This window comes from Kitasatospora sp. NPDC101157, assembly GCF_044768255.1.
Lineage (GTDB): Bacteria > Actinomycetota > Actinomycetes > Streptomycetales > Streptomycetaceae > Kitasatospora.
Map to the genome: position 1 here is coordinate 21148 of NZ_JBIWPL010000041.1, position 23770 is coordinate 44917.

A 23770-nucleotide genomic window follows, 5' to 3' on the forward strand; every position below is an offset into this window, starting at 1 on the left:
CGACCATGGTCGGGTGACAGAGATCGGACGGGGCACGTTCAGCGAGGAGACCTTCTTCGACCAGGTCGGCGGTGAGCCGACCTTCCGGCGTCTGGTCCGCCGCTTCTACGAGGGCATCGCCGAGGACGAGTTGCTGCGGCCGATGTACCCCGAGGAGGACCTCGGCCCTGCCGAGGAGCGGATGGCGCTGTTCCTGATGCAGTACTGGGGCGGGCCGCGCACCTACAGCGACCGGCGCGGCCACCCGCGGCTGCGGATGCGCCACGCGCCGTTCAAGGTCGACAAGGCCGCGCACGACGCCTGGCTGACCCACATGCGCGCGGCCGTACACAGCCTGGAACTGCCCGCCGAGCACGAGCGGCAGCTGCTCGACTACCTGACGTACGCCGCCGCGTCGATGATCAACACCCCGGGCTGAGCCGGGTCGACCGTCACCGGACCGGGCTGAGCCCCAGCCCCGCGCCCGGCGCGGCCGCGGTCCGCACCACCACCGAGCCCGCCGGGGCGCTCAGCCGCAGCCAGCCGCCCGCCCGGTGCACCGAGAGCGGGGCGCCGGGCTTCAGGAAGCCGATCACGTACGCGGCGTGCGCCGCGCGCAGCGGCAGCTCCGGCAGTGCCCCGACCGGCCGGGACCAGATCTCGTCCGCCAGCCGGTCCAGCACCGCGCGGGTGCGGTGGTGCGCCGGGACGGCCTCGCTGCGCTCGCGGAACTCCCGCACCCCGGCCATCAGTTCCGGGTACACCTCGGCCACCGGCGGGGCGCCGACCGGCAGCCAGCCCGCCCGCGGCGGCAGCAGCCCGGCCCAGGCCGGGCCGGTCACCGGCCCCGGCAGTGCGACGGAGCCCGCCTCGGCGTCCACGCCGTCCAGCAGCTGCCCCGCCGAGACGGTCAGGTCGACCGGCTCGTCCAGGCCGCTCAGCCGGGCGGTGCGGATCGCCAGCGCGCCCGAGCCGCCCAGCGGCAGCCGCCCGAAGACCGCCAGCACGCCGTCCTCCCCGGCCGGACCGACCGCCTGCAGCCGCACGGCCGCCGCCTTGTCGAAGCGCAGCAGGCGCAGCAGGAAGGCGGAGAGGTCGGCGGCCTCACCGGTGTCGGTCAGGGCGAGGCGGGCGGTGACGGTCAACGCGGCTCAGCTCATTCGGTTCGGGGTCCTGGGACTTCCTGGGGCTTTCAGACTGCCGCGACGGCCGGGGCCTCGTCCATGAACCGGGAGAGGAACTCCCGCTCCACCGGCGAGATCCGGCGCGGCCGGCCCTCGGCCAGGTCGTAGGGCACCACCACGGTCGAGGCCCGGACGTACACCGTCTCGGAGCCGTCCGGGTGGACGTCCTTGATGTCGTAGGAGACGGTCAGCGAGGCGCTGCCGATGTGGGTCACCCGGGTCTCGACGGTGACCGGCTCCGGCCGGTGCACCAGCGGGCGCTTGTAGTCGATCTCGTGGCGCGCCACCACCGAGCCGCCCGCGAACTCCCCGGCGCCGGCCTCGGCGGCCTGGGTGAACATGAAGTCGATCCGGGCCTCCTCCAGGTAGCGCAGGAAGACCACGTTGTTGACGTGCCCGAAGGCGTCCATGTCGGACCAGCGCAGCGGGCAGGCGTAGATGTGGCGAGCCACGGGTGTTCTCCTCGGTGTCCGGTCGCCCGCCGACGCCCTCTCGGCGACGGCCGGTCGGTGACGGCTGGCCGCGGCCCGGCAGGCCGCCCCACAGGGCAGTCTGCCGGGCCGTCGTGACAGCTGGATGTCAGCCTCGGGTCAGCTTCTTGTACGTGGCCCGGTGCGGGCGGGCGGCGTCGGCGCCCAGTCGCTCGACCTTGTTCTTCTCGTACGACTCGAAGTTGCCCTCGAACCAGAACCACTTGCTGTCGCCCTCGTAGGCGAGGATGTGGGTGGCCACTCGGTCCAGGAACCAGCGGTCGTGGGAGATGACCACGGCGCAGCCGGGGAACTCCAGCAGGGCGTTCTCCAGCGAGGAGAGCGTCTCGACGTCGAGGTCGTTGGTGGGCTCGTCGAGGAGCAGCAGGTTGCCGCCCTGCTTGAGGGTGAGCGCCAGGTTCAGGCGGTTGCGCTCACCGCCGGAGAGCACCCCGGCCGGCTTCTGCTGGTCCGGGCCCTTGAAGCCGAAGGCGGACACGTAGGCGCGGGACGGCATCTCGACCTGGCCGACGTTGATCCAGTCCAGACCGTCGGAGACGACCTCCCAGAGGGTCTTCTTCGGGTCGATGTTGGAGCGGGTCTGGTCGACGTAGCTGATCTTGACGGTCTCGCCGACCTTGACCGTGCCGCTGTCCGGGGTCTCCAGGTCCTGGAGCATCTTGAACAGGGTGGTCTTGCCGGCGCCGTTCGGGCCGATGATGCCGACGATGCCGTTGCGCGGCAGGGTGAAGCTCAGGTCGTCGATCAGGACCTTCTCACCGAAGGCCTTGTTGAGGTTCTCGACCTCGATGACGACGTTGCCCAGGCGCGGGCCCGGCGGGATCTGGATCTCCTCGAAGTCCAGCTTCCGCATCTTGTCGGCCTCGGCCGCCATCTCCTCGTAACGGGCGAGGCGGGCCTTGGACTTCGCCTGACGGCCCTTGGCGTTGGAGCGGACCCACTCCAGCTCCTCCTTGAGCCGCTTGGCGCGCTTGGCGTCCTTCTGGCCCTCGACCTTGAGACGGGACTGCTTGGTCTCCAGGTAGGTGGAGTAGTTGCCCTCGTACGGGTAGGCGCGGCCGCGGTCGAGCTCCAGGATCCACTCGGCGACGTTGTCCAGGAAGTACCGGTCGTGGGTGACGGCCACGACGGTGCCCTTGTACTTCTCCAGGTGCTGCTCCAGCCAGTTCACCGACTCGGCGTCCAGGTGGTTGGTGGGCTCGTCGAGCAGCAGCAGGTCGGGGGCCTCCAGCAGCAGCTTGCAGAGCGCGACGCGGCGCTTCTCACCACCGGAGAGCTTGGTGACCGGCCAGTCGCCGGGCGGGCAGCCCAGGGCGTCCATGGCCTGCTCCAGCTGGGCGTCCAGGTCCCAGGCCTCGGCGTGGTCGAGGTCCTCCTGGAGCTTGCCCATCTCCTCCAGCAGGGCGTCCGAGTAGTCGGTCGCCATCAGCTCGGCGATCTCGTTGAAGCGGTTGAGCTTCCCCTTGATCTCCTTGACGCCGTCCTCGACGTTCTCCAGGACGGTCTTGGACTCGTCCAGCGGCGGCTCCTGGAGGAGCATGCCGACGGTGAAGCCGGGCGAGAGGAAGGCGTCGCCGTTGGAGGGCTGCTCCAGGCCGGCCATCATCTTCAGCACGGTCGACTTACCGGCACCGTTGGGGCCCACGACGCCGATCTTCGCTCCGGGGAGGAAGCTGAGCGTCACGTCGTCAAGGATGACCTTGTCTCCGTGAGCCTTGCGCACCTTGCGCATCGTGTAGATGTATTCCGCCACGTGAGATCGCTCCGGCGTCGTCGGGAGTAATTCGGCTTGCAGCCTTCCATTGTGCCGCACCCGGCCGGGAGCCCCGAACCGCCCGGGCGACCCCCGCCGGGGGTGTGCCGACGGGCCGTGCGCCCACGGCGACCGCTTCCGCCGCCCCGCCTGCCGGAACGCCGACGGCCCGGCTCTCCCGCAGCGGGTGCGGGAGAGCCGGGCCGTGGCCGAGCGGCATCAAACGGTGCCGCTGGTGGGTGCTACCGGATCAGGCGGCGTTGCCACCGTGGCGGCCACGGCGACGCAGGAAGAAGACCGCGGCGCCACCGGCGACGACCAGGGCACCGGCGATGCCGGCCAGCAGCGGGGTGTTGCTGTTGGCACCGGTCTGGGCCAGGCCACCGGTGCCCGGGGCGGCGCTGGTGGTCGACGGGACGGGCTGGGCCGCACCGGTGCTCGGGGTGCCCGAGGGCTTGGCGGTGGCGGTGCCGGTGGCGGCCGGGGTGGTCGGGGCGGAGCTCGGGGTCACGCCGACCTTGCAGTCCAGCACGCCGGTGAAGTCGTTGGTGTAGCCGTTCGGACCGGACACCTTGATGTCGTACTTGGCCTTCTCGGCGACCTTGACGAGCACGGTCTCGGTCTTGCCGGGCTGCACGGTCACCTGCTGCTTGTCGACCGTGACGGTGGCGGCCTCGTCACCGCTGTTGGTGACGGCGACGGTCACACCGTTCTTGGCGCACTCGACCTTGGCGCTGCTGTCGACCAGCGCGCCCTTGCCCTGCTTCCAGGTGGCCTTGGCGGCGGCGTTGACGCTGAGCTTGTCGGAGCTGGCCAGGATCATGGTCTGGCTGTGGCGGCCGTCGGCGTCCACGTCGGTCATGAAGACCCGGCCGCTGGGCACGACGGTCGAGGCGTTCGCGTTGAGGGTGACCGCGCCGTCCGGGGTGCCGCCCGGCACGTCCAGGAACAGCTGGGTGTCCTTGGCGATCGGACCGGTCAGGGCGGCGCCGACCGGCTTGCCGTCCTTGTCCACCAGCTTGGCCTTGTCGGCGGCGGGGCCGGCGACGGACAGCTTCACCTCGGCGGCGCTGGAGTTGAGGGTGAACGGGCCGATCTTGCCGCCGGACTTGCCGGACAGCGAGTCCGGGGTCAGGGTCAGCGAGGGCTTCGGCTCGGCGGCGATGCCCTTGTTGGCGTCGCCGACCAGGTAGTCACGCAGCTTGGTGGCGTTCGTCTTGTGCAGGGTGACGCTCTTGTCGTCCGAGAACTTCCAGATCGCGGCCTGGGTGCCGGCGGCGGCGTCCTCGGCGGTCAGGCTGTCGACGTTGATGGCCGCGGCCAGCGTGGTCAGGTTCACGTGCGGGTAGGAGTTGTCCAGGATCCACCGGATCATGGGGGCCTTGGCGTTGGCGCCGAGGGAGCTCGCCGCCCAGTCCGCCTCGTGGTACTGCGCACCGCTGTCGAGGTACACCGGGTTGTCGAAGTCGATGCAGTAGGTCTGCAGCAGACCGCCGTCGCTCGTCTTGAGGGTGAAGAGGCCGGCGTCGACCGTCCCCTTGCCCGCGACGTCGACCTTCTCGGACACCATGGTCTTCTGGATCACGGCCTTGCTCACGCCCGAAGCCGGGTCCGCTGCGGCCGCCGCCCCGGCCGCGAACAGCCCTCCACCCAGCGCCAGACTGGTCGTGAGCATGACAGTGGTTATGCGGGACAGACTCCGCCCCTGCCTCTTGAACATCTGGGATCCCTCCGGGGCTGGGCCGCGCCGAGTGGGCAGCCCGCCGACTTGCCGTGCCGCGCGTGCCCCCTGTGGCACTGCTGCGGGGTGTGAACCAGACGAATCCTATTGAGCCTCAGGGCCCTCGAAACCCCCATGCGAAATCAGGACGATTCCGTATCTGGATCGTTATCAACCCCCTCAGGATCCACACAAGCTGACACATCGCCGGAATCGCTTCCTGACTTTCCGTTATCCGGTCGATATTGCGCGTGCGGGCAGAACCGCCTTCTCGATCAACATATTTGTCGACAGTGAAGGTCACCGACCGATCAGCCCGGCGTCGCCTGCTCTTCACCTACCCGCTGCCGCTCGGACACGGTTTCCTGCTGTCCCGTCACCTCGCACACACCGGCCGTCAACTCGGACGAACGGGGCGCCGCGGCCACCGCCGAGGCCCGGCGCGACTCCAGCGCGTTGACGATCCATCCGGGCACCGGCTCGCCCTCACCCTCCACCGCGGCGCCTCCGGCCGCCCCCGAGGGCTGCCCCCGCACCCCCGTCGCCCACCGGAACGCCGCAGTGCCGCGGGTGAGATCGTGCCCGACCGACCGGGCGGTGATCTCGGCCCGGCTGTGCTTCACCTCCCCTTCCATCCACTCGCGCATCCGCAGTCGGCCGGTCACCAGCACCGGATCACCCTTGGACAACGAGCCGATCAGGTTCACCGCGAGCGCCCGCCAGGCCGTCACCCTCAGCCACTGCGCCTCGCCGTCCACCCAACAGGCCCGCTCCCGGTCGTACCGCCGCTCGGTGAAGCCGAGCCGGAAGTTCGCCATCGGCACCCCGCCGGACGTCTCCCCGTAGCTCACCTCGGTCACGACATTGCCGATCACCGTCACGTACGTCTCGCTCACGGCACACTCTCCGTTCTCGCCGATGCACCGTACGGAATCGAGCGGTGCGAGTTGAGAGTGCGCCTCGGAGGAAATCCCTGCCACCGGGTTCCGAAATCCTGTGGACAACTACTGGGCCGATCGGCAGGGTGAAAAAGAGCTGTCACTCGCAGGGGTGAATTTCAGCCTTCGTGCACCGCCGGATCGGCGCCTTCTTCGCGCTCATGACAACAAACCGGCAGATCGCGGCCGCTGCAGGAGCGCGGCCGGAGGCCCGCCGGGAGCCGGCCGCGCACGTCATCCGACCGGAGCAAGCCGAATAGGGCCCCCACCCGCGCCGGCGACGGGACATTCTCCGTGTCGAATCCATAACGGGTGAGGAGGCAGCCCCGTAACGACTGCACAACGTCCGGCCCGGAACTGTCCCAGACCGCTGCACGCACGGTCTTCACCTGCGATTATCGGACCGCTCCACCGAACCGACACACCAACGACGGTGTCGTCACACCCGACTGAGGAACTGGACACCCTTATCCTGTCCCCGACAGGGCGAGGGCCCACCAACCCCCACCCCCAACCCCCTCAGGTGCGGGGCCGGACAACGCGCGCTCCCAGCGCTCGTCGCCCGATCCCGGCCACGGTCACGCCCGCCAGGGCGCCGTCCGTCCCGCCCCCATAGCTCAGCGGATAGAGCACCCGCCTTCTAAGCGGTAGGTCGCAGGTTCGAATCCTGCTGGGGGCGCCTCCCTGCAATTCCGCAGGCCACGCGCCCGCGAACACTTTCCGTGGCTGTTCCGGACCTCCGGGTAATCCCGCACTCCCCGCGCATAACCCGTGACAATGCGTGGCGCGACCCCCGCGAAAGGCGGTCCCGCCGGAAAAGCCGGAATTCGGGGCGAATCCCCCACTCCTGAACGAAACAGGCCCGGCCCGACCGGCCGCCGGCGAATCCGGAGAAAGCCGGACGCCCCGGCACCCGGGAAGGGCGCCCGGCCGATCCGCAAGTCGCGCCCTAAGCGACCAGCCCCGCGAGATAGGCGTCCAGCAGTGCGATCTGACGCTCGGCCGGGAACTCCGCCGGGGCGAACAGCGATTGCACCACCAGCCCCAGCACGAAGGCCTGGGCCCCCGCCGCGAGCCCGGCGGGATCGGCCCCGGCCGGGAGCTCGCCGAGCCGCTGGGCGTCCGCCACGTGCGCCGTGAGCGCCACCCGCGAGCGGGCGTAGCGCTCCGCGTGCGCGGCCGCCAGCTCCGGGTCCGCCAGGGCGACGTCCCAGGAGCTGACCCAGATCCGGTTGCCGGCCTCGGTCGCCTCGTCCAGGGGCAGGACGTCGAGCAGTGCGGCCCGCAGCCGGGCCAGCCCGGCGGGCGGTGGCGGGGTGCCGTCGACGGGCGCCAGTCGCCGGGGCCGGGCCGCGGAGCGCCGGTCGAGCTCCTCCAGGGCGTGGCTCAGCAGCGCCCGCTTGTTCGGGAAGTAGTGGGTCAACAGCCCGGTGGAGGCGCCGAGTTCGGCCGCCACCGCGCGCAGCGTGAGCCCCTCGAAGCCCCGGGTGGAGAGCACTCGCCATACCCCCTCGGAGACTTCCGAGCGGCGGGCGTCATGGTCTCCACGGGGCGGCGTCATGGGGGCTATCGTACATACCAAACGTTTGTTATGAATGATCTCGACAGTCCGCCGCACCAGCCGTGAAAGGCCCGCCCGTGTTTTCCGTCCCCCTCGCCGAGAACGCCGAACTGCGCCCCCTCGAACCCTGGCAGGCCCCCGAGTTCCTGGCCCACATCGACCGCGCCCGGGCCCACACCGACCCGTGGATCCCGTGGGCCACCTTCTCCACCGACCTGGACTCGGCCCGCGCCACCCTGCAGCGCTACGCCGACCGCCAGGCCGCAGACTCCGGCCGGATCTTCGGCATCTGGCTGGACGGCACGCTGGTCGGCGGCGTGATGTTCGTGCACTTCGACACCAGGACCGGCAACTGCGAGATCGGCGCCTGGACCGAGCCGGCCGGTGAGGGCAGCGGGCTGATCACCGCCGCCGTCCGGCTGCTGCTCGACCACGCCTTCACCACCCGCGGCATGCACCGCGCCGAGTGGTGGTGCTCGGCCGCCAACGCCCGCAGTCGGGCCGTGGCCGAGCGGGTCGGCATGCGGCGGGACGGCGTGCTGCGCGAGTGGTTCCTGCACAACGGCGTCCGCCACGACAAGGAGATCTGGGCGATCCTCGCCTCGGAGTGGACCGCCGCCCGCAGCTGACCGGCCGTGTTCCGGCACACGACGAGCGGGGCCCGGTGGACTCCCCCGCAGTCCACCGGGCCCCGCTCGGTCGCACTCCGTTCCGTCACGGCCCCCGTCCGGCCGCGCCCCCGTCCGGCCGCTCCCGCGTTCCGTCGGACGCCCGCGTCGCCGAACCCCGCTCAGGCCGCCGGCGCCGACTCCTCCGCCCCGGCCCCGGCCCCCGCCGTCTCCACCGAGCGCAGCCGCAGCGCCAGCAGCAGCACCAGGACCATCACCCCGCCCGCCGACAGGAAGACCACGTCCACGGCGTCCGTGAAGGCCCGCACCACCTGCTCCCGCGCCGGGCCGGTGACCGTCCGTACCGCGCCGAGCGTCCACCCGGGCCGGCCGGCCTCGAACACCCGGGACAGCACGGTCCCGAACACCGCCGCCCCCAGGGCGTTGCCCAGCGTCTGGAAGAACCGGATCCCGGTGGTGGCGACGCCGAGCTGGTGCCGCGGAGCGGTGTCCTGCACCAGGGTGATCAGCTGCCCGATCAGCTGGCCGAACCCCGCGCCGAGCAGCGTGAGTTCACCGCCCACCGCCCACAGCGGGGTGTCCGGTCCGCTCAGCCCGAGCAGCCCCAGCGCGACCACCGAGCAGCCCGCGCCGGCCACCAGGAAGGTGCGCGCCCGGTGCCCGCGGGCGAGCAGCCGGGTGGCCAGCAGTCCGGCACCGGTCATCCCGGCCGCCATCGGCATCAGGTAGAGGCTGGCGGTCGTCGGGGCGATCCCCCGGGCGACCTGCAGGTAGATCATCACGTAGACGATCGCGCCCATCATGCCCATCCCGACCAGGCCCTGGACGGCGAAGCCGATCCGCACCACCGGGATCCGGAACAGCGAGAGCGGCAGCACCGGCTCGGCAGCGGTGGCCTGGCGCCACAGGAAGAGGCCGAGCGCGGCCAGGGTGGCGGCGGACGTGCCGAGGATCACCGGCGAGGTCCAGCCGTAGTCCTTGCCGCCCCACTCGGTGACCAGCAGCAGCCCGGTGGCGAAGGCGGCGGCCAGGGTCGCGCCGAGGAAGTCCAGGCCGCGCCGCTCGACGGCCTCCGGCAGCCTGAGCGCCAGGGCGAAGCCGGCCAGCACGAGCAGCCCGAGCGGAAGGTTGACGTAGAAGATCCAGCGCCAGCCGAGGTGGTCGGTGAACAGCGCCCCGACCAGCGGGCCGATCGCCATGCCGAGGCCCGCGACGATCCCGCCCATCGCGCCGCCCTTGCCGCTGCTGCGCTCCTCCGGGTCCTGGAGCTGGGCCATCACCACCATGGTCACGCTCATCAGCCCGCCGCCGCCGATGCCCTGGACGGCCCGGAAGGCGATCAGCTCGCCCATCGACTGCGCGGCGCCGCACAGCGCCGAGCCGAGCAGGAAGCTGCCGACCGCGCCGAGCAGGACCCGCTTGGCGCCGTACACGTCGCAGAGCTTGCCGTAGAGCGGGAGCAGCGCGGTGGCCGCCAGGGAGAAGGCGCTGACCAGCCAGGGCAGCCGGTCGACGCCGTGCACCGGGTCGAGGTCGCGGACGATCGGCACGGTGGCGGCCGAGACGATGTTGGAGTCGAGCACGGCCAGCACGATCGTCAGCAGGCAGAGCAGCATGCCGAGCTTTCGCTGGGCGGCCGTCATCAGCGCGGATCCACCCCGACCGGCCGTCTGTGCGGCGGGTGCCGGCGCAGCGGCCGTCCGGGCAGCGGCCGTCCGGGCAGCAGGTGGCTGGGCAACAGGTGGCTGGGCAGCGGGTGTACGGGCAGCGGATGCCATCGGGAAGTCCCCCCGGAGTCAGTGGAGTTGGCCCTGGCCGGTGCGGTCCGGCGGGCTCGGCACCAACCATGGCAGCATTCTTGGACTCGGTCAATTCTTCAGCCAGGCCAATCTTTCTGCCAGGTCAACGTTTGATCCTGGTACGGTCCCCTCATGGCGACCCACCACGGCTTGGACCTCGGCCCCGACCGCGACCTCGACGCGCTCCCGCTGCGCGAGCGGAAGAAGATCCGGACCGGAATCCGGATCTTCCGCGCGGCCATCGGCCTGTTCGCCGAACGGGGCTTCGACCAGGTCTCGGTGGCCGAGATCGCGGCCGCCGCCGAGGTGTCCAAGATGACCGTCTTCAACTACTTCCCGACCAAGGAAGACCTGGTCATGGGCCCGATGGAGCAGCACCTCGACGAACCGGCCCGGGCGGTGCGCGACCGCGCGCCGGGCACTTCCGCGGTCGCGGCGCTGCGCGAGAACTTCCTGGCCGGGCTGGAGCGCAAGGACCCGGCCACCGGCCTGAACGACGACCAGGTCGTGCTGGACGTGATCCGGCTGGTCCACGCCACCCCGGCGCTGATCATGCGGGCCTCCGCCGGCTTCGGCCAGCAGGCCCAGACCCTGCTGGCCGCGGAACTGTGCGCCCAGGACCCGGCCCACGACGAGCTGACCGCCCGCATCGCCGCCGCCCAGCTGCTGGCCGTCCGGCTGGCCCTGGTCGGCGGCAACCACCGCCGGATGCTGGCCGGCGAGAGCGCGGACGAAGCCCTGCCCGCCGCGCTGGAGGAGGCCCGCCGCGCCTTCGCCTCGGTCGAGCACGGCCTCGGGGACTACTGCGCCGACACGGCCTGAGAGAGTGGGCGCACCACGACCGACCGGAGGTGCGCATGGACCAGCCGCTGCTCACGCGGGACCGCTCCGCCCTGCCCGCCCAGGCCGAGGGCCTGAACGCCTACGTCGGCGAGGACGGCGTCGCGGTCCTGGAGTTCGCCCGCCCGCACCGCCGCAACGCGGTGACCCTGGCGATCTGGCAGGCGCTGCCCAAGGTCCTGGCCGAGCTGGCCGAGCAGGAGGGCGTGCGCGTCCTGTTGCTGACCGGCGCCGGGAACACCTTCAGCGCGGGCGCGGACATCACCGAACTCGCCGAGGTGTACGGCGATCCGCAGCGCGCGGACGCCTACCACGCGGTCAACGTGGCCGCGGAGGAGGCGCTCGCGGCCTTCCCCCACCCGACCCTCGCCGTGGTGCACGGCGCCTGCGTGGGCGGCGGCTGCCAGCTGGCCGTCGCCTGCGACCTGCGCTTCGTCGCGGAGGACGCCCGGCTGGGGATCACCCCGGCCAAGCTCGGCGTGGTCTACCCGGCGGTGCCGACCCTGCGCCTGGCCCGGCTGGTCGGCCCGGCCCGGGCCAAGTACCTGCTGTTCTCCGGCGAGTTGGTGCACGGCCGGGACGCGCTGCCGCTGGGCCTCGCGGAACGGGTCCTGCCGGACGCCGAACTGGACGCCGTCGCCCTGGAGTTCGCCCGGCTGCTGACCAGCCGCTCGACCCAGACGATCGGCGCGGTCAAGGCCGCGCTGGCCGTCCCGGCAGAGCGGGCCGCCGAGGCGCTGGCGCCCTGGGAACGACGCTCCCGGGAGGCCTCGGACGTACACGAGGGGCTGGCCGCCTTCCTGGACGGCCGCCCGCCGCGGTTCTGACCGGCGCCGGGCGCGAGGGGAGGCGACGCCGGCGACTCACGTACGATCATCCGACCGGCGCACCGGCCGCCTGCCGCGTCCGGCTTGCCGCCGACCGTCAGACCGCCACCTTGCCGGCCGCCGACCGTCCTTCCCGACCCGGAGCACGCACCCCGATGACCACCGAGGCCACGACCGCCCCCACCAGCCGGACGATCTGGGCCCGCCGGGTCACCGACGGCGTCGAGCCGAAGAACGTGATCATCGCGGTCTGCCTGCTGATCGGCGGCCTGCGCTACGGCTGGCCCGGCCTCGGCTGGGCCGCCTTCGCGGCACTGTTCGCGGCCGTCATCCCGACCCTGTTCATCCAGCGCGGCATCCGCAAGGGCACCCTGGAGGACCGTCACGTCGGCCACCGCCGGCGCCGGCTGACCGTCATCCCGTTCATCATGGGCTCGGTCGCGGTCAGCTTCGCGGTGATGATCTGGGCCCACGCCCCGCGCGACCTCACCGCGATGGTGGCGGCGATGTTCGCCTCGCTGGTCCCGATCCTGGTGATCACCGTCTGGTGGAAGGTCTCCGTGCACACCGCCGTCGCCAGTGGCGCGGTGGCCTGCCTGGGTATCGCGCTCGGCCCGCTGTGGCTGCTGCTCTACCCGCTGGTCGCGGTGATCGGCTGGTCCCGGGTGGTCCTGCGGGACCACACCACCGCGCAGACGATCGTCGGCGCGGTGGTGGGCGCCCTCACCGCCGGACTCACCTTCTGGGCCGCCCGCTAGGGCCGGGCCCCGAGGGCGGTCCCGGGGTCCCGGCTACCGGATCGGCATCCCCGAGATCGCCCGGGCGATGACCAGCCGCTGGATCTCGCTGGTCCCCTCGAAGATCGAGTAGATCGCGCTGTCCCGGTGCATCCGCTCCACCGGGTACTCCCGGGTGAAGCCGTTGCCCCCGAGGATCTGCATCGCCTGCGCGGTGACGAACTTGGCCGTCTCGCCCGCGTACAGCTTGGACATCGAGCCCTCGGCCGAGGTGAACGGCTGGTTGTTGACCGCCATCCAGGACGCCCGCCACACCAGCAGCCGGGCCGCGTCGATCCGGGTCTTCATGTCGGCGAGCTGGAAGGCCACGCCCTGGTTGTCGATGATCGGGCGGCCGAACTGCTCACGGGTCTTCGCGTAGTCCAGCGCCACCTCGTACGCGGCCCTGGCGATGCCGATCGCCTGCCCCCCGACGGCCGGGCGGGAGGCCTCGAAGGTGGCCATCGCCGCGTTGCCCTTGCCACCCGCGCGCTTGACGCCCTCCCGGGCCCGGGCCAGCCGCTCTTCCAGCTTCTCCTTGCCGCCGAGCAGGCAGCTGCCGGGCACCCGGACGCCGTCGAGCACCACCTCGGCGGTGTGCGAGGCACGGATTCCGTGCTTCTTGAACTTCTGGCCCTGGCTCAGCCCCGGGGTGCCCGGCGGGACCACGAAGGAGGCGTGCCCGCGGGTGCCCAGCTCCGGGTCGACGGTGGCGACGACCACGTGCACGGCGGCGATCCCGCCGTTGGTGGCCCAGGTCTTGGTGCCGTTCAGCACCCACTCGTCCTTGGCCTCGTCGTACACGGCACGGGTGCGCAGCGCGCCGACGTCGGAGCCGGCGTCCGGCTCGGAGGAGCAGAAGGCGGCCACCTTGACGTCGTCCGGGGTGCCGAACATCTGCGGGGTCCAGGTGCCGATCTGCTCGTCGGTGCCGTTGGCGAGCACGGCGACGGCGGCCAGTGTGGTGCCGACGATGGACAGCCCGATGCCCGCGTCGCCCCAGAAGAGCTCCTCCATGGCGATCGGGATGCCGACGCCGGAGGGGTCGAAGTACTGCTGGGCGTAGAAGTCCAGCGAGTAGATGCCCAGCTTGGCGGCCTCCTGGATGATCGGCCAGGGGGTCTCCTCGCGCTCGTCCCACTCGGCCGCGGCGGGCCGGATCACGTCGGCGGCGAAGCCGTGCAGCCAGTCGCGTACGGCGAGCTGGTCCGCGCCCGGGTCCAGCGAGAACGTGCTGCTCATGGTGCTGCCTCCGCAGAAGGTGTACGACGCAGGGATACGACCCACCGGGGTGTTACCCGGGGTAACATCGTCGGAGTCTGCTACTGATTGGTAACCGTGTCAACGCCCAGGCCGCCCAGAATCCCGAGGAGCAGCGCATGTCCCGAGAGCCCCGCCGCGAGCAGCTGCTCAACGCCGCCGACCGGGTCATCCAGCGTGAGGGGCCGAGCGCCAGCATGAACGCCATCGCCGCCGAGGCCGGCATCACCAAGCCGATCCTCTACCGGCACTTCGGCGACCGGAACGGCCTCATCCGGGCCCTGACCGACCGCCACACCAGCGGCCTGCTGGCCGCCGTCCGGGCCGCGCTGGCCGAACCGCTGGAACGCCGCGACCGGGTCGAACACGTCCTGGACACCTACCTCGCCGGGATCGAGGCCCGCCCCCAGGTCTACCGGCTGCTCACCCACCCCGAGCCCGGCGACCCGAGCGGCGCCGGCAACGCCCTCGCCCCCGCCCTGCGGCAGATCGCCGAGGAGATCACCCGCGCCGTGCAGAGCCAGGTCGACCTCGGCGCCGACCGCGACCTGCTCGCCGAGGCCTGGGGCCGGGGCATCACCGGCATGGTGCTGGCCGCCGGCGACTGGTGGCTGGAGACCAGACCCTGCTCGCGCACCCGCATGGTGCAGGCGCTGGCCGACCTGCTCTGGGGGCGCCTGGCCGCCGCCGCGGACCTGCCGACCGCAGCCCTGCCAGCGGCCGCCCCGGCCGAGCCGCCGAGCCCGGAAGCGGGCTGACCTCCCCCAGGCCGCCCGCGTACGCAGCCCCACCCCACCGGGGCCGAAGTCCCCGCCGCCGCGCGGCCCTTGGGCGCGGGATCCCTGGGCGCACGACCCTTGTGCCGCCCCCGGCGGCCCGGGCATCATCGGGGCCCCCACCCCCGCCGTGCGAGGTCCCCGATGTGCCTGCGCCGCACCGCCGTTGCCCTGCTGCTCGCCGTCACAGCCGCCCTGACCGCCGCCCCCGGCCCGGCCTCCGCCGCGGCCCACGGCGACGGGCCCCCGGCCCGCTTCCCCACCGGGACGGCCACCGGCCCGGACGGCCGCACCGCCCTCACCGACGCCCAGGGCCGCCGGCTCCGACTGCGCGGCTTCAACCTCGACAAGTACGCCGAAGCCACCCCGGCCGACCTCGACGCGGTCGCCGCCCAGGGCTTCACCCTGGTCCGGCTGCCGGTCTCCTGGACCAGGCTGGAACCCCGGCGCGGCCGGCTCGACCCCGCCGAACTGCACCGGATCCGGCAACTCCTGGACCGCGCCGACCGACTGGGCCTGCTCGTGCTGGTCGACTTCCACCAGGACGTCTACGGACCGCGGTTCGGCGGCGGCACCAACGGCATCCCGGTCTGGGCCACCCGCGACGACGGACTGCCCTTCACCCCCGACCCGGACGACTGGTTCGCCGGCTACTTCCAGCCCGCCGTCCAGGCCGCCTTCCGCCACCTCTACGACGACCCCGACCTACGCGCCTGGCAGGCCGACTTCTACACCCGGCTCGCCCGCGAACTGCGCGGCCACCGCTCCCTGCTGGGCTACGACCTGTTCAACGAGCCGTTCGGCCCGGTGGGCGGCGACCCGAGCGATCCGGCCGTGCTCGCCGCCGCCTCCGCCGCGCTGGAACAGGGCCGGCTCGCCGACATGTACCGCCGCCTGATCACCGCCGTACGCCGGTCCGACTCCCGCGCCTGGCTGTTCGTCGAACCGACGGTCCTGGTGGGCCAGGGCGTACCGACCCGGCTGCCCGGCTTCACCGACCCCCGCCCCGGTGCGCCCCGGCTCGGCTACGCCCCGCACTTCTACGACACCGCGGTGGAGAACGGCGCCGACTGGAACCCCGCGGACGGCTTCCTCCAGCAGTACACCGCCGCGATCACGGGCTACCCCACCGCCCACCGGCTGCCCGTCCTGGTCGGCGAGTGGGGCCCGCCGAACTCCCGCACGCCGGGCAACACCCGGCTGGTCCGCGGCCAGGTCGCCGCGATGGACGGCTTCGCCGAGGGCTGGACCATGTGGTACTGGTGCCGCGGCACCGGCGGCTACTGCGCGCTCGACCCCGCCGGGCACCCCGCCCCCGGCGACGAGCCCGCCTTCGGCCCGTACCCGGTGGCCGTCGCCGGCACCGACGTCCGCACCGACGGCGACACCGCGGGCACCACCGTGCGCTGGAACGCCGACGGCAGCGGACGCGCCGGCGAACTCGTCCTGCCGCCCGCCGGGTTCCCGCACGGCGCCCGGGTCACCGTCTCCCCCGCCGACGCCCGGGTCGAGGTCGAGCAGCCCGCGGACGGCCGCGCGGGAACCGTGACGGTCCGGCTCCCGCACACCCGCCCCGGCACCCCGGTGACGGTCACCCTCGCACCGCGCTGACGGTCAGACCAGCCCGCGGCGCTCCAGCAGCGGCGCGGTCTCCGGCGCCCGCCCGACCACCGCGCGGAAGGACTCCAGCGGGTCCCGGCTGAACCCGCGCGCCAGCAGCTCGCGCCGGAACAGCTCGCCGCTGTCCCGCACCGGGCGGCCGTTGGTCTCGAACCACCGCACGGTGTCCGCGTCCAGCACCTCCGACCAGATGTAGGCGTAGTACCCGGCGCTGTAGCCACTGGAGAAGATGTGCTGGAAGTACGGCGTGCGGTAGCGCGGCGGGATCGCCGGGACGACGATCCCGGCCTCCGCCAGCGCCCGCGCCTCGAACTCCTCGGCGTCCTCGACCCGGTGGCCCTCCGGCAGGGTGTGCCAGGCCCAGTCCAGCAGCGTCGCCGCCAGGTACTCCACCGTCCGGAAGCCCTGCCCGAAGCCCTCGGCCGCGGTCATCCGCTCGACCAGCTCGGCCGGCAGCGGCTCCCCGGTCTCGTGGTGGCGGGCGTAGTTGGCCAGCACCTCCGGCCGGACCATCCACATCTCGTTGACCTGCGAGGGGAACTCCACGAAGTCCCGCGGCACCGCGGTGCCCGCGAACAGCGGGTACCGCACGTCCGAGAACAGCCCGTGCAGCGCGTGCCCGAACTCGTGGAACATGGTGCGCACCTCGTCCCAGCTCAGCAGCGCCGGTTCGCCCGGCGCCGGGCGCGGGACGTTGAGGTTGTTCAGCACCACCGGCCGCCGACCGGTCAGCCCGGACTGGCCCACCAGCTCGTCCATCCAGGCGCCGCCGCGCTTGGACGCCCGGGCGTGGAAGTCGCCGATGAACAGGCCCAGCGGGGTGCCGTCCTCCTCGAACACCTCGAAGACCCGGGCGTCCGGATGATGGGCCGTCAGCTCCGGCCGCTCGGTGAAGCTCAGCCCGTAGGCCAGCCCCGCGGCGAAGAACACGCCGTCCTTCAGCACCCGCTCCAGCTCGAAGTACGGCCGCAGCGCCGCCGCGTCCACCTGGTACGAGGCCTGCCGGACCTTCTCCGAGTAGTACGCCCAGTCGTGCGCGGCGATCTCCGCGATGCCGTCCGCGGCCGCCACCCTGGCCAGCTCCTCGGCCTCCCGGCGGGCGTTCGCCACGGCCGGCTCCACCAGCCGGGCCAGCAGCCCGGACACCGCCTCGACGGAGCCGGCCGTCTCGTCCGCCACCACGTACGCGGCGTGGCTCGGGTAGCCCAGCAGCGCGGCCCGCTCGGCGCGCAGCGCGGCCAGCCGGATCGCCAGCGGGCCGTTCTCCTCGGTGCCCCGGGCGAGCGAGGCGGACAGCAGCCGCTCGCGCACCGAACGGTCGGCGAGCTGGGCCAGTTCGGGCTGGGTGGAGGTGCTCTTCAGGCTCAGCACGTAGCGGCCCTCGTGGCCGAGCACCCGGGCGTTCTCCGCCGCGGCGGCGATCGCGCCCTCGGACAGCCCGGCCAGCTCCTCGGCCGAGTCCACGACCAGCGCGGCGGCGCGGGTGGCGGCGTTCACGTTCTGCTGGAACGTGGTGCCCAGCGCGGCCAGTTCGGCGTTCAGCTCGCGCAGCCGGGCCTGCTCGGCCGCACCCAGCCGGGCACCGGAGCGGACGAACGCCGTGTACCAGCGCTCCAGCAGCCGCAGCGACTCCGGGTCCAGCCCCAGGGAGGCCCGGTCCGCGTGCAGCGCCTCGATCCGGGCGAACAGCTTCTGGTCCAGGTGGATGGCGTCGTGGTGGGCGGCGAGCAGCGGGCTGACCTTCGCCTCCACCTCGTCCAGCAGCTCGGTGGTGTCGGAGGAGGACTGGTTGCGGAACACCGCGTCCACCCGGCGCAGCAGCTCGCCGGAGCGCTCCAGGGCCACCAGGGTGTTCTCGAAGGTCGGCGCGGCCCCGTCGTCGGTGATCGCCGCGATCTCGGCCAGCTGCTCGGCCGTCCCGCGCTCGTAGGCGGGCAGGTAGTGCTCCTCCCGGATCTCGGCGTAGGGAGGCAGTTCGTAGACCAGCGGGCTGGCTGCGAAGAACGGGTTCTCGGTCATTTCGCCGACCCTACGCGGTGTCATCCCGCGTGCCCATAGACCCCTGGTCGTCGTTGTCAGACCCACCCGTTAACGTCGACGGCGCAGACCCGCGGGCCGCACATCCGCGCCCCGCCCGCACACCCGATCGCCGAACCGTCCGCGACGGACCCGCACCGGAGAGGAGACGCCCGCCGTGGCCCCCAGAACCGCCCTCGTGCCCGATCCGCACGGCCCCGGTGGCCGCCTCCAGCCGCTCGACGACGCCGGTGGCCCGCTCGGCCCGCCGGAGACCGTCCGCGACCTCGCCGCGGCCGTCGCCGCCCGGGAGGCGGCCGGCGGCGATCGACCGGCCGGGCCGCGCTGGGTCTGGGCCGCCGCCGACTCCGGGTACGCCCCGCTGCTGCCCCGGCTGCCCGACCGGCTCGCCCGCTGCCACGACCTGCGGCTGGTCGAGGCCCTGCTGCTGGGCCACGAGGGCCGCTTCGGCGCGCCGCGCTCGCTCGGCGCCGCCTGGTCCCGGCTGCGCGGCCTGCCCGTCCCGGACGACCTGCCCGAACCGGGCCTGGCCGACGCGGACGACGGCCAGGACACCCTGTTCGCCCCCGACCGGCTTCAACTGCCGCCCGGTGCCGACCCGTTGGAAGCCGTCGTCGCCGTGCACGCCGAACAGCAGCGGCGGATCGCCGCCATCGACGACCCGGCCGTCCGGCAGCGCTTCCGGCTGCTGGTCGCCGCCGAGTCGGCCGGCGCCCTGGTGGCCGCCGAGATGGCCCACGACGGCCTGCCCTGGCGCTCCGACGTCCACGACCGGCTGCTCACCGACCTGCTCGGCCCCCGTCCCACCGTCCCTGGCACCCAGCCCCGGGTGCTCGCCGACCTCGCCGTCGAACTCCACCGGGCCCTCGGCGCCAAACCGTTCAACCCCGACTCGCACACCCAGGTGCTGCGCGCCTTCGCCGAGGCCGGCATACAGCTCGGCTCGACCCGCTCCTGGGAGCTCAAGAACATCGACCACCCGGCCGCCCGGCTGCTGGTCCGCTACAAGGAGCTCTCCCGGATCCACGTCGCCCACGGGTGGGCCTGGCAGGACGCCTGGGCCCGCGGCGGCCGGTTCCGGCCCGAGTACGTGGTCGGCGGCGTGGTCTCCGGCCGCTGGGCCAGCCGCGGCGGCGGCGCCCTGCAGATCCCGCGCATCCTGCGCCGGGCCGTGGTCGCCGACCCGGGCTGGCTGCTGGTGGTCGCCGACGCCGCCCAGCTGGAGCCGCGGGTGCTGGCCGCGCTCTCCGGGGACACCGGGCTGGCCCGGACCGCCGCCGGCGGCGACCTGTACGAGGCGCTCGCCGCCCAGGCCTTCCAGGGCGACCGCGACAAGGCCAAGCTCGGCCTGCTCGGCGCCATGTACGGGCAGACCAGCGGCGACATCGGCCCGCTGCTGAACACCCTGCGCCGCCGCTACCCCGCCGCGATGGGCTACGTCGAGGCCGCCGCCCGCACCGGCGAGGACGGCGGAGTGGTCACCTCCCGGCTCGGCCGGGTCTGCCCACCCGCCTCCGCCGCCTTCCTCGACCTCACCGAGGCCGACACCTCCGGCGAGACCGGCGGCCGCACCGCCCGCGCCCGCGGCCGGTTCACCCGCAACTTCGTCATCCAGGCCAGCGCCGCCGACTGGGCGCTCGTCCTGCTGGCGGCGCTGCGCCGACGGCTGGCAGAGCTCCCGGTGGCCGTCCCGGCGGACCGCCCCCACCTGGTGTTCTTCCAGCACGACGAGGTGATCGTGCACACCCCCGCCAACCTGGCCGAGGAGGTGGCCGCGCTCGTCACCGAGGCCGCCGACGAGGCCCGGCGGCTGGTCTTCGGCGACACCCCGGTGCGCTTCCCGCTCAGCACGGCCGTGGTGGACTGCTACGCGGACGCCAAGTAGCCCTACCGGAGCTTGCGGAAGGTCCACGCGTCCTCGGCCGCAGCCACCACCTCGGCCAGCGCCGCCCCGGTCGAGGCGGTGACGGCGGCGGCCACCGCGCCCTCCACGAACGGCGCGTCCACCAGCTTCACGCCCGGCCTCGGCTCGTCCTCCAGCACGGTCACGGCGGTGAGCACCGAGCTGCCGAGGTCCGGCAGCACGACCACGCCCGCCCCGCTGTCCGCCTCCGCGACCGCCCCGGCGATCAGCTCGTAGCTGGTGCCGAGCCCGCCGTCCTCCGTCCCGGCCGCGACCACGACCCGCACGCCGTCCGAGGCGAGTTCGCCGAGCAGTTCGCGCAGCCCGGCGGCCAGGGCCGCGCTGTGCGAGACCAGAACAATGCCCACGTGTTCGCTCATGCTCGCGACCCTACGGCCCCGCCCCGCTGCTCCGGGAGGGTGAGCGGAACCCCGCGTGTCGCACCCCGTGCCCGGGCCCCTCGCCTGGCGTAGCGTCGGCTCTGGGCCGTTGTGTCCGCACCGAGGTCGTCCAAGGGAGCGAAGCGTTGAAGAAGCTGATCAACACCCCGGAGAGCGTCCTGGAGGACGCCCTGGCCGGGGTCGCCGCCGCCCACCCCGAGCTGACGGTGGACATCCCCAACCGGGTGATCACCCGGGCCGTCCGTCCGGCCGGCCCCAAGGTCGCGCTGATCTCCGGCGGCGGATCCGGGCACGAGCCGCTCCACGGCGGCTTCGTCGGACCCGGCATGCTGGACGCCGCCTGCCCCGGCGAGGTGTTCACCTCCCCCGTCCCGGACCAGATGCTGGCCGCCGCCAAGGCGGTGGAGAACGGCGCCGGGGTGGTCTTCGTCGTCAAGAACTACACCGGCGACGTGATGAACTTCGAGCTCGCCGCCGAACTGGCCGCCGAGGAGGGACTGGAGGTCCGCACCGTCCTGGTCAACGACGACGTCGCGGTCGAGGACTCCACCTGGACGGCCGGCCGCCGGGGCACCGGCGCGACCGTCCTGGTCGAGAAGACGGCCGGCGCGCTGGCCGAACGCGGGGCCGGCCTGGACGAGGTGGCCGCCCTGGGCGAGCGGGTCAACGCCGCCTCCCGCTCCTTCGCCGTCGCGCTCACCGCGGCCACCGTCCCGGCCGCCGGCAAGCCCGGCTTCGACCTGCCCGAGGACGAGATCGAGGTCGGTGTCGGCATCCACGGCGAGCCCGGCCGCCGCCGCGAGAAACTCCGCCCTGCCCGCGAGGTGGCCGCCCAGGTGGTCGACACCGTCCTCACCGACCACCACCTGACCCAGGGCGACGAGGTGATCGCCCTGCTCAACGGCCTCGGCGCGACCCCGCTGCTGGAGCTGTACGTGGTCTACGGCGAGGTCGCCGCCCGGCTCGCCGAGCGCGGCGTCACGGTGGCCCGCAGCCTGGTCGGCAACTACGTCACCAGCCTCGACATGGCGGGCTTCTCACTCACCCTCACCAAGGCCGACGCCCAGCTGCTGGAGCTCTGGGACGCCCCGGTCGACACCCCCGCCCTCAAGCGGGCCTGAGGCCCTCGAACGGAGACCCGATGGACTTCGACACCCCGCTGTTCGACTCCGCCCTGGCCGAGGCCTGGATCCGCGCGATCGCCGCGGCCGTCGAGGAGGAGCAGGCCCGGCTCACCGAGCTGGACTCCGCGATCGGCGACGGCGACCACGGCACCAACCTCCGGCGCGGCTTCGACGCCGCCCTGACCGCCCTGGACGACCTCCGTCCGGCCGGCCCCGGCGCCGTCCTCACCAGGACCGGCACCACCCTCATCTCCAAGGTCGGCGGCGCCTCCGGCCCGCTCTACGGCAAGGCCTTCCGCGCCGCCGGCGCCGCCCTGCCCGAACCGGCCGGCCCGGCCGCCCTGGCCGAGGCCCTGGCCGCCGGGCTGGACGCGGTCCGCCTCCTCGGCAAGGCCGAGCCCGGCGACAAGACCATCGTGGACGCCTGGACCCCGGCCGTCGCCGCCTTCCGCGCCGCGGCCGCCGCCGGCACCCCACTGCCCGGAGCCACCGGGGCGGCCGCCGAAGCCGCCGAGCAGGGCGCGCGCGACACCGTCCCCCTCCGGGCCCGCAAGGGCCGGGCCTCCTACCTCGGCGAACGCAGCGTCGGCCACCAGGACCCCGGCGCCACCTCCACCGCCCTCCTCTTCCGCGCCCTGGCCGAGGTCACGGGCCGCCCCGACGGACGCTAGGACGGGCCCCGGGCCGACCTCCGGGCGCGGTTCCCCTGCGGGCGCGGGGAGCCGCGCCGAGCGGATGTCCCCCCCGGATGTCCGACGATCGCACCGTAAGGGAAGCGAGCCTCGTTGATGTTGTCGACCTGGGCGTGGTGGCCGACACGACGTCCGCCCGAAGTTCGCGACTCAGAGGAGCCCCTGCCCGGTGTCCGGTACCCACCCCACCCCGCGCGTCACCGCACCCCCCGCCCGGCCGGCCACCCGGCCCCACCACTGGGCGAAGATCTTCCTGACCGGCCTGTTGCTCTGGGCCTCGACCGTCCTGGTCACCTTCTTCACCGACAACACCAACCTGGTCCCGACGATCGTGCTGCTGGGCAGCTTCCTCGTCCCTGCGACGGTGGTGATCTGGGCGTACGAGCGCTACGCGGCCGACCTCGGTCCGGACCGGATCCTCGTCTGCTTCGGCCTCGGCGGGGTGATCGGCGTCCTGGGCGCCTCGGTGCTGGAGTCGTACCTGCTCTCCCCCACGGTGTGGATGTACGTCGGCGTCGGCCTGATCGAGGAGGCGGTCAAGCTGGCCGCGCTGGTGCTGGTCAGCCGTCGGCTGCGGACCGGCGGCCTGCGGTACGGCCTGGTGCTGGGCGCCACCGTCGGCGCCGGGTTCGCCGCGTTCGAGAGCGCCGGGTACGCGTTCAACGCGGTGCTGAGCATCCAGGGCCTCTCGCTCGACGACCTGGTGGAGACGGAGATCCTGCGCGGGGTGCTCGCCCCGGTGGGCCACATCCTGTGGACGGCGATCATCGGCGGGGCGCTGTTCCGGGCCCGGCGCGGCGGCCGGTTCCGGGTCACCGCCCCGGTGGTCGCGACCTTCCTGGGCGTCTCGCTGCTGCACGCGCTCTGGGACAGCACGAGCGGCATCGCCGTCTGGCTGGTCGCCCGGACCACCGCCGGCGACTTCCAGCGCGCCCTGTTCGACCTCGGCTACATGCCGAACCCGTCCGGCGAGCAGATCCACCTGTACACCGTGTACGACACGACCGGGCTGCTCGTGGTCTCCTTGGGTGGACTGCTCTGGCTGCGGCTGCTGGTCCGACGGGAGCCGACCGCGCCGATCCCGGCGCAGTCCCCCTCCTCCCCGGTCTGAGCGGCCCCGTCGCCTACGATGCGATCCACTTCACCACCCCTCCCGAAATACCCCGGATGGGTATGGTGTTGGAGAGCAACAGAGCCAGTACCGCACCGACCTCCCGGAGGCCCCGATGTCCAGCACCATCACCTACACCGTGTCCGGCATGAGCTGCGGCCACTGCGAGAAGGCGATCAGCGAGGAGCTCTCCACGCTGGCCGGTGTCACCGACGTCGCCGCCGACGCCCAGGCGGGTACCGTGACGGTCTCCTCCGCCGCCCCGCTGGAGGAGGAGCAGATCCGCGCCGCGATCGACGAGGCCGGCTACGAGCTGGTCGGCCGCGCCGCCTGAGCCCCCCGCTACGGC

22 protein-coding genes and 1 tRNA gene are annotated in these 23770 nt (G+C 73.1%); 13 read left to right on the plus strand and 10 right to left on the minus strand.

Going from position 1 to position 23770, the window contains the following annotated elements; genetic code table 11:
• Window positions 1–13 precede the first annotated feature (13 nt).
• Window positions 14–418 carry a globin gene (locus tag ACIRVF_RS40600; RefSeq protein ID WP_402829669.1) on the plus strand — a complete coding sequence of 135 codons (405 nt, stop codon included), beginning with the start codon at window positions 14–16 and terminating at the stop codon, window positions 416–418.
• 13 nt (window positions 419–431) lie between these two features.
• On the opposite strand, the gene ACIRVF_RS40605 is transcribed toward ACIRVF_RS40600, so the two are convergent.
• From ACIRVF_RS40605 to ACIRVF_RS40625, 5 genes are all read right to left on the minus strand, one after another.
• The gene (locus ACIRVF_RS40605) at window positions 432–1124 is read right to left on the minus strand and encodes a hypothetical protein (RefSeq protein ID WP_402829671.1); all 693 of its coding nucleotides are present in this window, start codon (window positions 1122–1124) and stop codon (window positions 432–434) included.
• Window positions 1125–1171: 47 nt separating this feature from the next.
• A complete protein-coding gene (locus ACIRVF_RS40610) occupies window positions 1172–1615 on the minus strand; it encodes a thioesterase family protein (RefSeq protein WP_030289101.1) in 444 nt (147 codons plus the stop codon).
• Between the two features lie 127 nt (window positions 1616–1742).
• Complete coding sequence (ettA, locus tag ACIRVF_RS40615; RefSeq protein WP_072654575.1) at window positions 1743–3407, minus strand: energy-dependent translational throttle protein EttA; 1665 nt, start codon at window positions 3405–3407, stop codon at window positions 1743–1745.
• A 250-nt stretch (window positions 3408–3657) separates the two neighbouring features.
• A complete protein-coding gene (locus ACIRVF_RS40620; RefSeq protein ID WP_402829674.1) occupies window positions 3658–5082 on the minus strand; it encodes a Cys-Gln thioester bond-forming surface protein in 1425 nt (474 codons plus the stop codon).
• 356 nt (window positions 5083–5438) lie between these two features.
• Window positions 5439–6023 carry a single-stranded DNA-binding protein gene (locus ACIRVF_RS40625; protein ID WP_402829676.1) on the minus strand — a complete coding sequence of 195 codons (585 nt, stop codon included), beginning with the start codon at window positions 6021–6023 and terminating at the stop codon, window positions 5439–5441.
• A gap of 648 nt (window positions 6024–6671) precedes the next feature.
• Between ACIRVF_RS40625 and ACIRVF_RS40630 the strand changes: the two genes are divergently transcribed.
• Window positions 6672–6744: transfer RNA gene (locus tag ACIRVF_RS40630), tRNA-Arg, on the plus strand.
• A 270-nt stretch (window positions 6745–7014) separates the two neighbouring features.
• Here the strand turns inward: ACIRVF_RS40630 and ACIRVF_RS40635 are convergent.
• Window positions 7015–7626: a TetR/AcrR family transcriptional regulator gene (locus tag ACIRVF_RS40635; protein WP_402829678.1), complete on the minus strand. Its 612-nt coding sequence runs from the start codon at window positions 7624–7626 to the stop codon at window positions 7015–7017.
• Window positions 7627–7703: 77 nt separating this feature from the next.
• On the opposite strand from ACIRVF_RS40635, the gene ACIRVF_RS40640 reads away from it, so the two are divergent.
• Complete coding sequence (locus ACIRVF_RS40640) at window positions 7704–8255, plus strand: GNAT family N-acetyltransferase (protein ID WP_402829679.1); 552 nt, start codon at window positions 7704–7706, stop codon at window positions 8253–8255.
• A 161-nt stretch (window positions 8256–8416) separates the two neighbouring features.
• Here the strand turns inward: ACIRVF_RS40640 and ACIRVF_RS40645 are convergent, their stop codons facing one another.
• Window positions 8417–9898, minus strand: a complete 1482-nt coding sequence (locus tag ACIRVF_RS40645; RefSeq protein ID WP_402829680.1) for an MFS transporter — start codon at window positions 9896–9898, stop codon at window positions 8417–8419.
• A 288-nt stretch (window positions 9899–10186) separates the two neighbouring features.
• On the opposite strand from ACIRVF_RS40645, the gene ACIRVF_RS40650 reads away from it, so the two are divergent.
• From ACIRVF_RS40650 to ACIRVF_RS40660, 3 genes are all read left to right on the plus strand, one after another.
• A complete protein-coding gene (locus ACIRVF_RS40650) occupies window positions 10187–10876 on the plus strand; it encodes a TetR family transcriptional regulator (protein WP_402829682.1) in 690 nt (229 codons plus the stop codon).
• A 35-nt stretch (window positions 10877–10911) separates the two neighbouring features.
• Entirely contained in the window at window positions 10912–11721 is an 810-nt protein-coding gene (locus ACIRVF_RS40655; protein ID WP_402829685.1) for an enoyl-CoA hydratase/isomerase family protein, read from the plus strand.
• 155 nt (window positions 11722–11876) lie between these two features.
• On the plus strand, window positions 11877–12479 hold the full coding sequence (locus ACIRVF_RS40660; RefSeq protein WP_402829687.1) for a phosphatase PAP2 family protein: 603 nt from the start codon (window positions 11877–11879) through the stop codon (window positions 12477–12479).
• 33 nt (window positions 12480–12512) lie between these two features.
• Here ACIRVF_RS40660 and ACIRVF_RS40665 read toward each other — a convergent pair whose 3' ends face one another.
• Window positions 12513–13739 carry an acyl-CoA dehydrogenase family protein gene (locus ACIRVF_RS40665; RefSeq protein ID WP_402829690.1) on the minus strand — a complete coding sequence of 409 codons (1227 nt, stop codon included), beginning with the start codon at window positions 13737–13739 and terminating at the stop codon, window positions 12513–12515.
• A gap of 137 nt (window positions 13740–13876) precedes the next feature.
• Between ACIRVF_RS40665 and ACIRVF_RS40670 the strand changes: the two genes are divergently transcribed.
• Window positions 13877–14515 (plus strand): TetR family transcriptional regulator, encoded by a 639-nt coding sequence (locus tag ACIRVF_RS40670; protein WP_402829692.1) that lies wholly within the window; start codon window positions 13877–13879, stop codon window positions 14513–14515.
• Between the two features lie 162 nt (window positions 14516–14677).
• The gene (locus tag ACIRVF_RS40675) at window positions 14678–16144 is read left to right on the plus strand and encodes a cellulase family glycosylhydrolase (protein WP_402829694.1); all 1467 of its coding nucleotides are present in this window, start codon (window positions 14678–14680) and stop codon (window positions 16142–16144) included.
• 3 nt (window positions 16145–16147) lie between these two features.
• On the opposite strand, the gene ACIRVF_RS40680 is transcribed toward ACIRVF_RS40675, so the two are convergent.
• Window positions 16148–18172, minus strand: coding sequence for a M3 family metallopeptidase (locus ACIRVF_RS40680; protein WP_402829697.1), 2025 nt, complete (start codon window positions 18170–18172; stop codon window positions 16148–16150).
• A gap of 175 nt (window positions 18173–18347) precedes the next feature.
• Here ACIRVF_RS40680 and ACIRVF_RS40685 point away from each other — a divergent pair, with 175 nt between their 5' ends.
• The gene (locus ACIRVF_RS40685) at window positions 18348–20075 is read left to right on the plus strand and encodes a bifunctional 3'-5' exonuclease/DNA polymerase (RefSeq protein WP_402829699.1); all 1728 of its coding nucleotides are present in this window, start codon (window positions 18348–18350) and stop codon (window positions 20073–20075) included.
• A 2-nt stretch (window positions 20076–20077) separates the two neighbouring features.
• Here the strand turns inward: ACIRVF_RS40685 and dhaM are convergent, their stop codons facing one another.
• A complete protein-coding gene (dhaM, locus tag ACIRVF_RS40690; RefSeq protein ID WP_402829701.1) occupies window positions 20078–20473 on the minus strand; it encodes a dihydroxyacetone kinase phosphoryl donor subunit DhaM in 396 nt (131 codons plus the stop codon).
• Between the two features lie 146 nt (window positions 20474–20619).
• Between dhaM and dhaK the strand changes: the two genes are divergently transcribed.
• From dhaK to ACIRVF_RS40710, 4 genes are all read left to right on the plus strand, one after another.
• The gene (gene dhaK / locus ACIRVF_RS40695) at window positions 20620–21615 is read left to right on the plus strand and encodes a dihydroxyacetone kinase subunit DhaK (RefSeq protein WP_402829703.1); all 996 of its coding nucleotides are present in this window, start codon (window positions 20620–20622) and stop codon (window positions 21613–21615) included.
• A 20-nt stretch (window positions 21616–21635) separates the two neighbouring features.
• On the plus strand, window positions 21636–22289 hold the full coding sequence (dhaL, locus tag ACIRVF_RS40700; RefSeq protein WP_402829706.1) for a dihydroxyacetone kinase subunit DhaL: 654 nt from the start codon (window positions 21636–21638) through the stop codon (window positions 22287–22289).
• Window positions 22290–22479: 190 nt separating this feature from the next.
• Complete coding sequence (locus ACIRVF_RS40705; protein WP_402829709.1) at window positions 22480–23421, plus strand: PrsW family intramembrane metalloprotease; 942 nt, start codon at window positions 22480–22482, stop codon at window positions 23419–23421.
• A gap of 115 nt (window positions 23422–23536) precedes the next feature.
• The gene (locus tag ACIRVF_RS40710) at window positions 23537–23755 is read left to right on the plus strand and encodes a heavy-metal-associated domain-containing protein (protein WP_402829712.1); all 219 of its coding nucleotides are present in this window, start codon (window positions 23537–23539) and stop codon (window positions 23753–23755) included.
• Window positions 23756–23770: the final 15 nt, after the last annotated feature.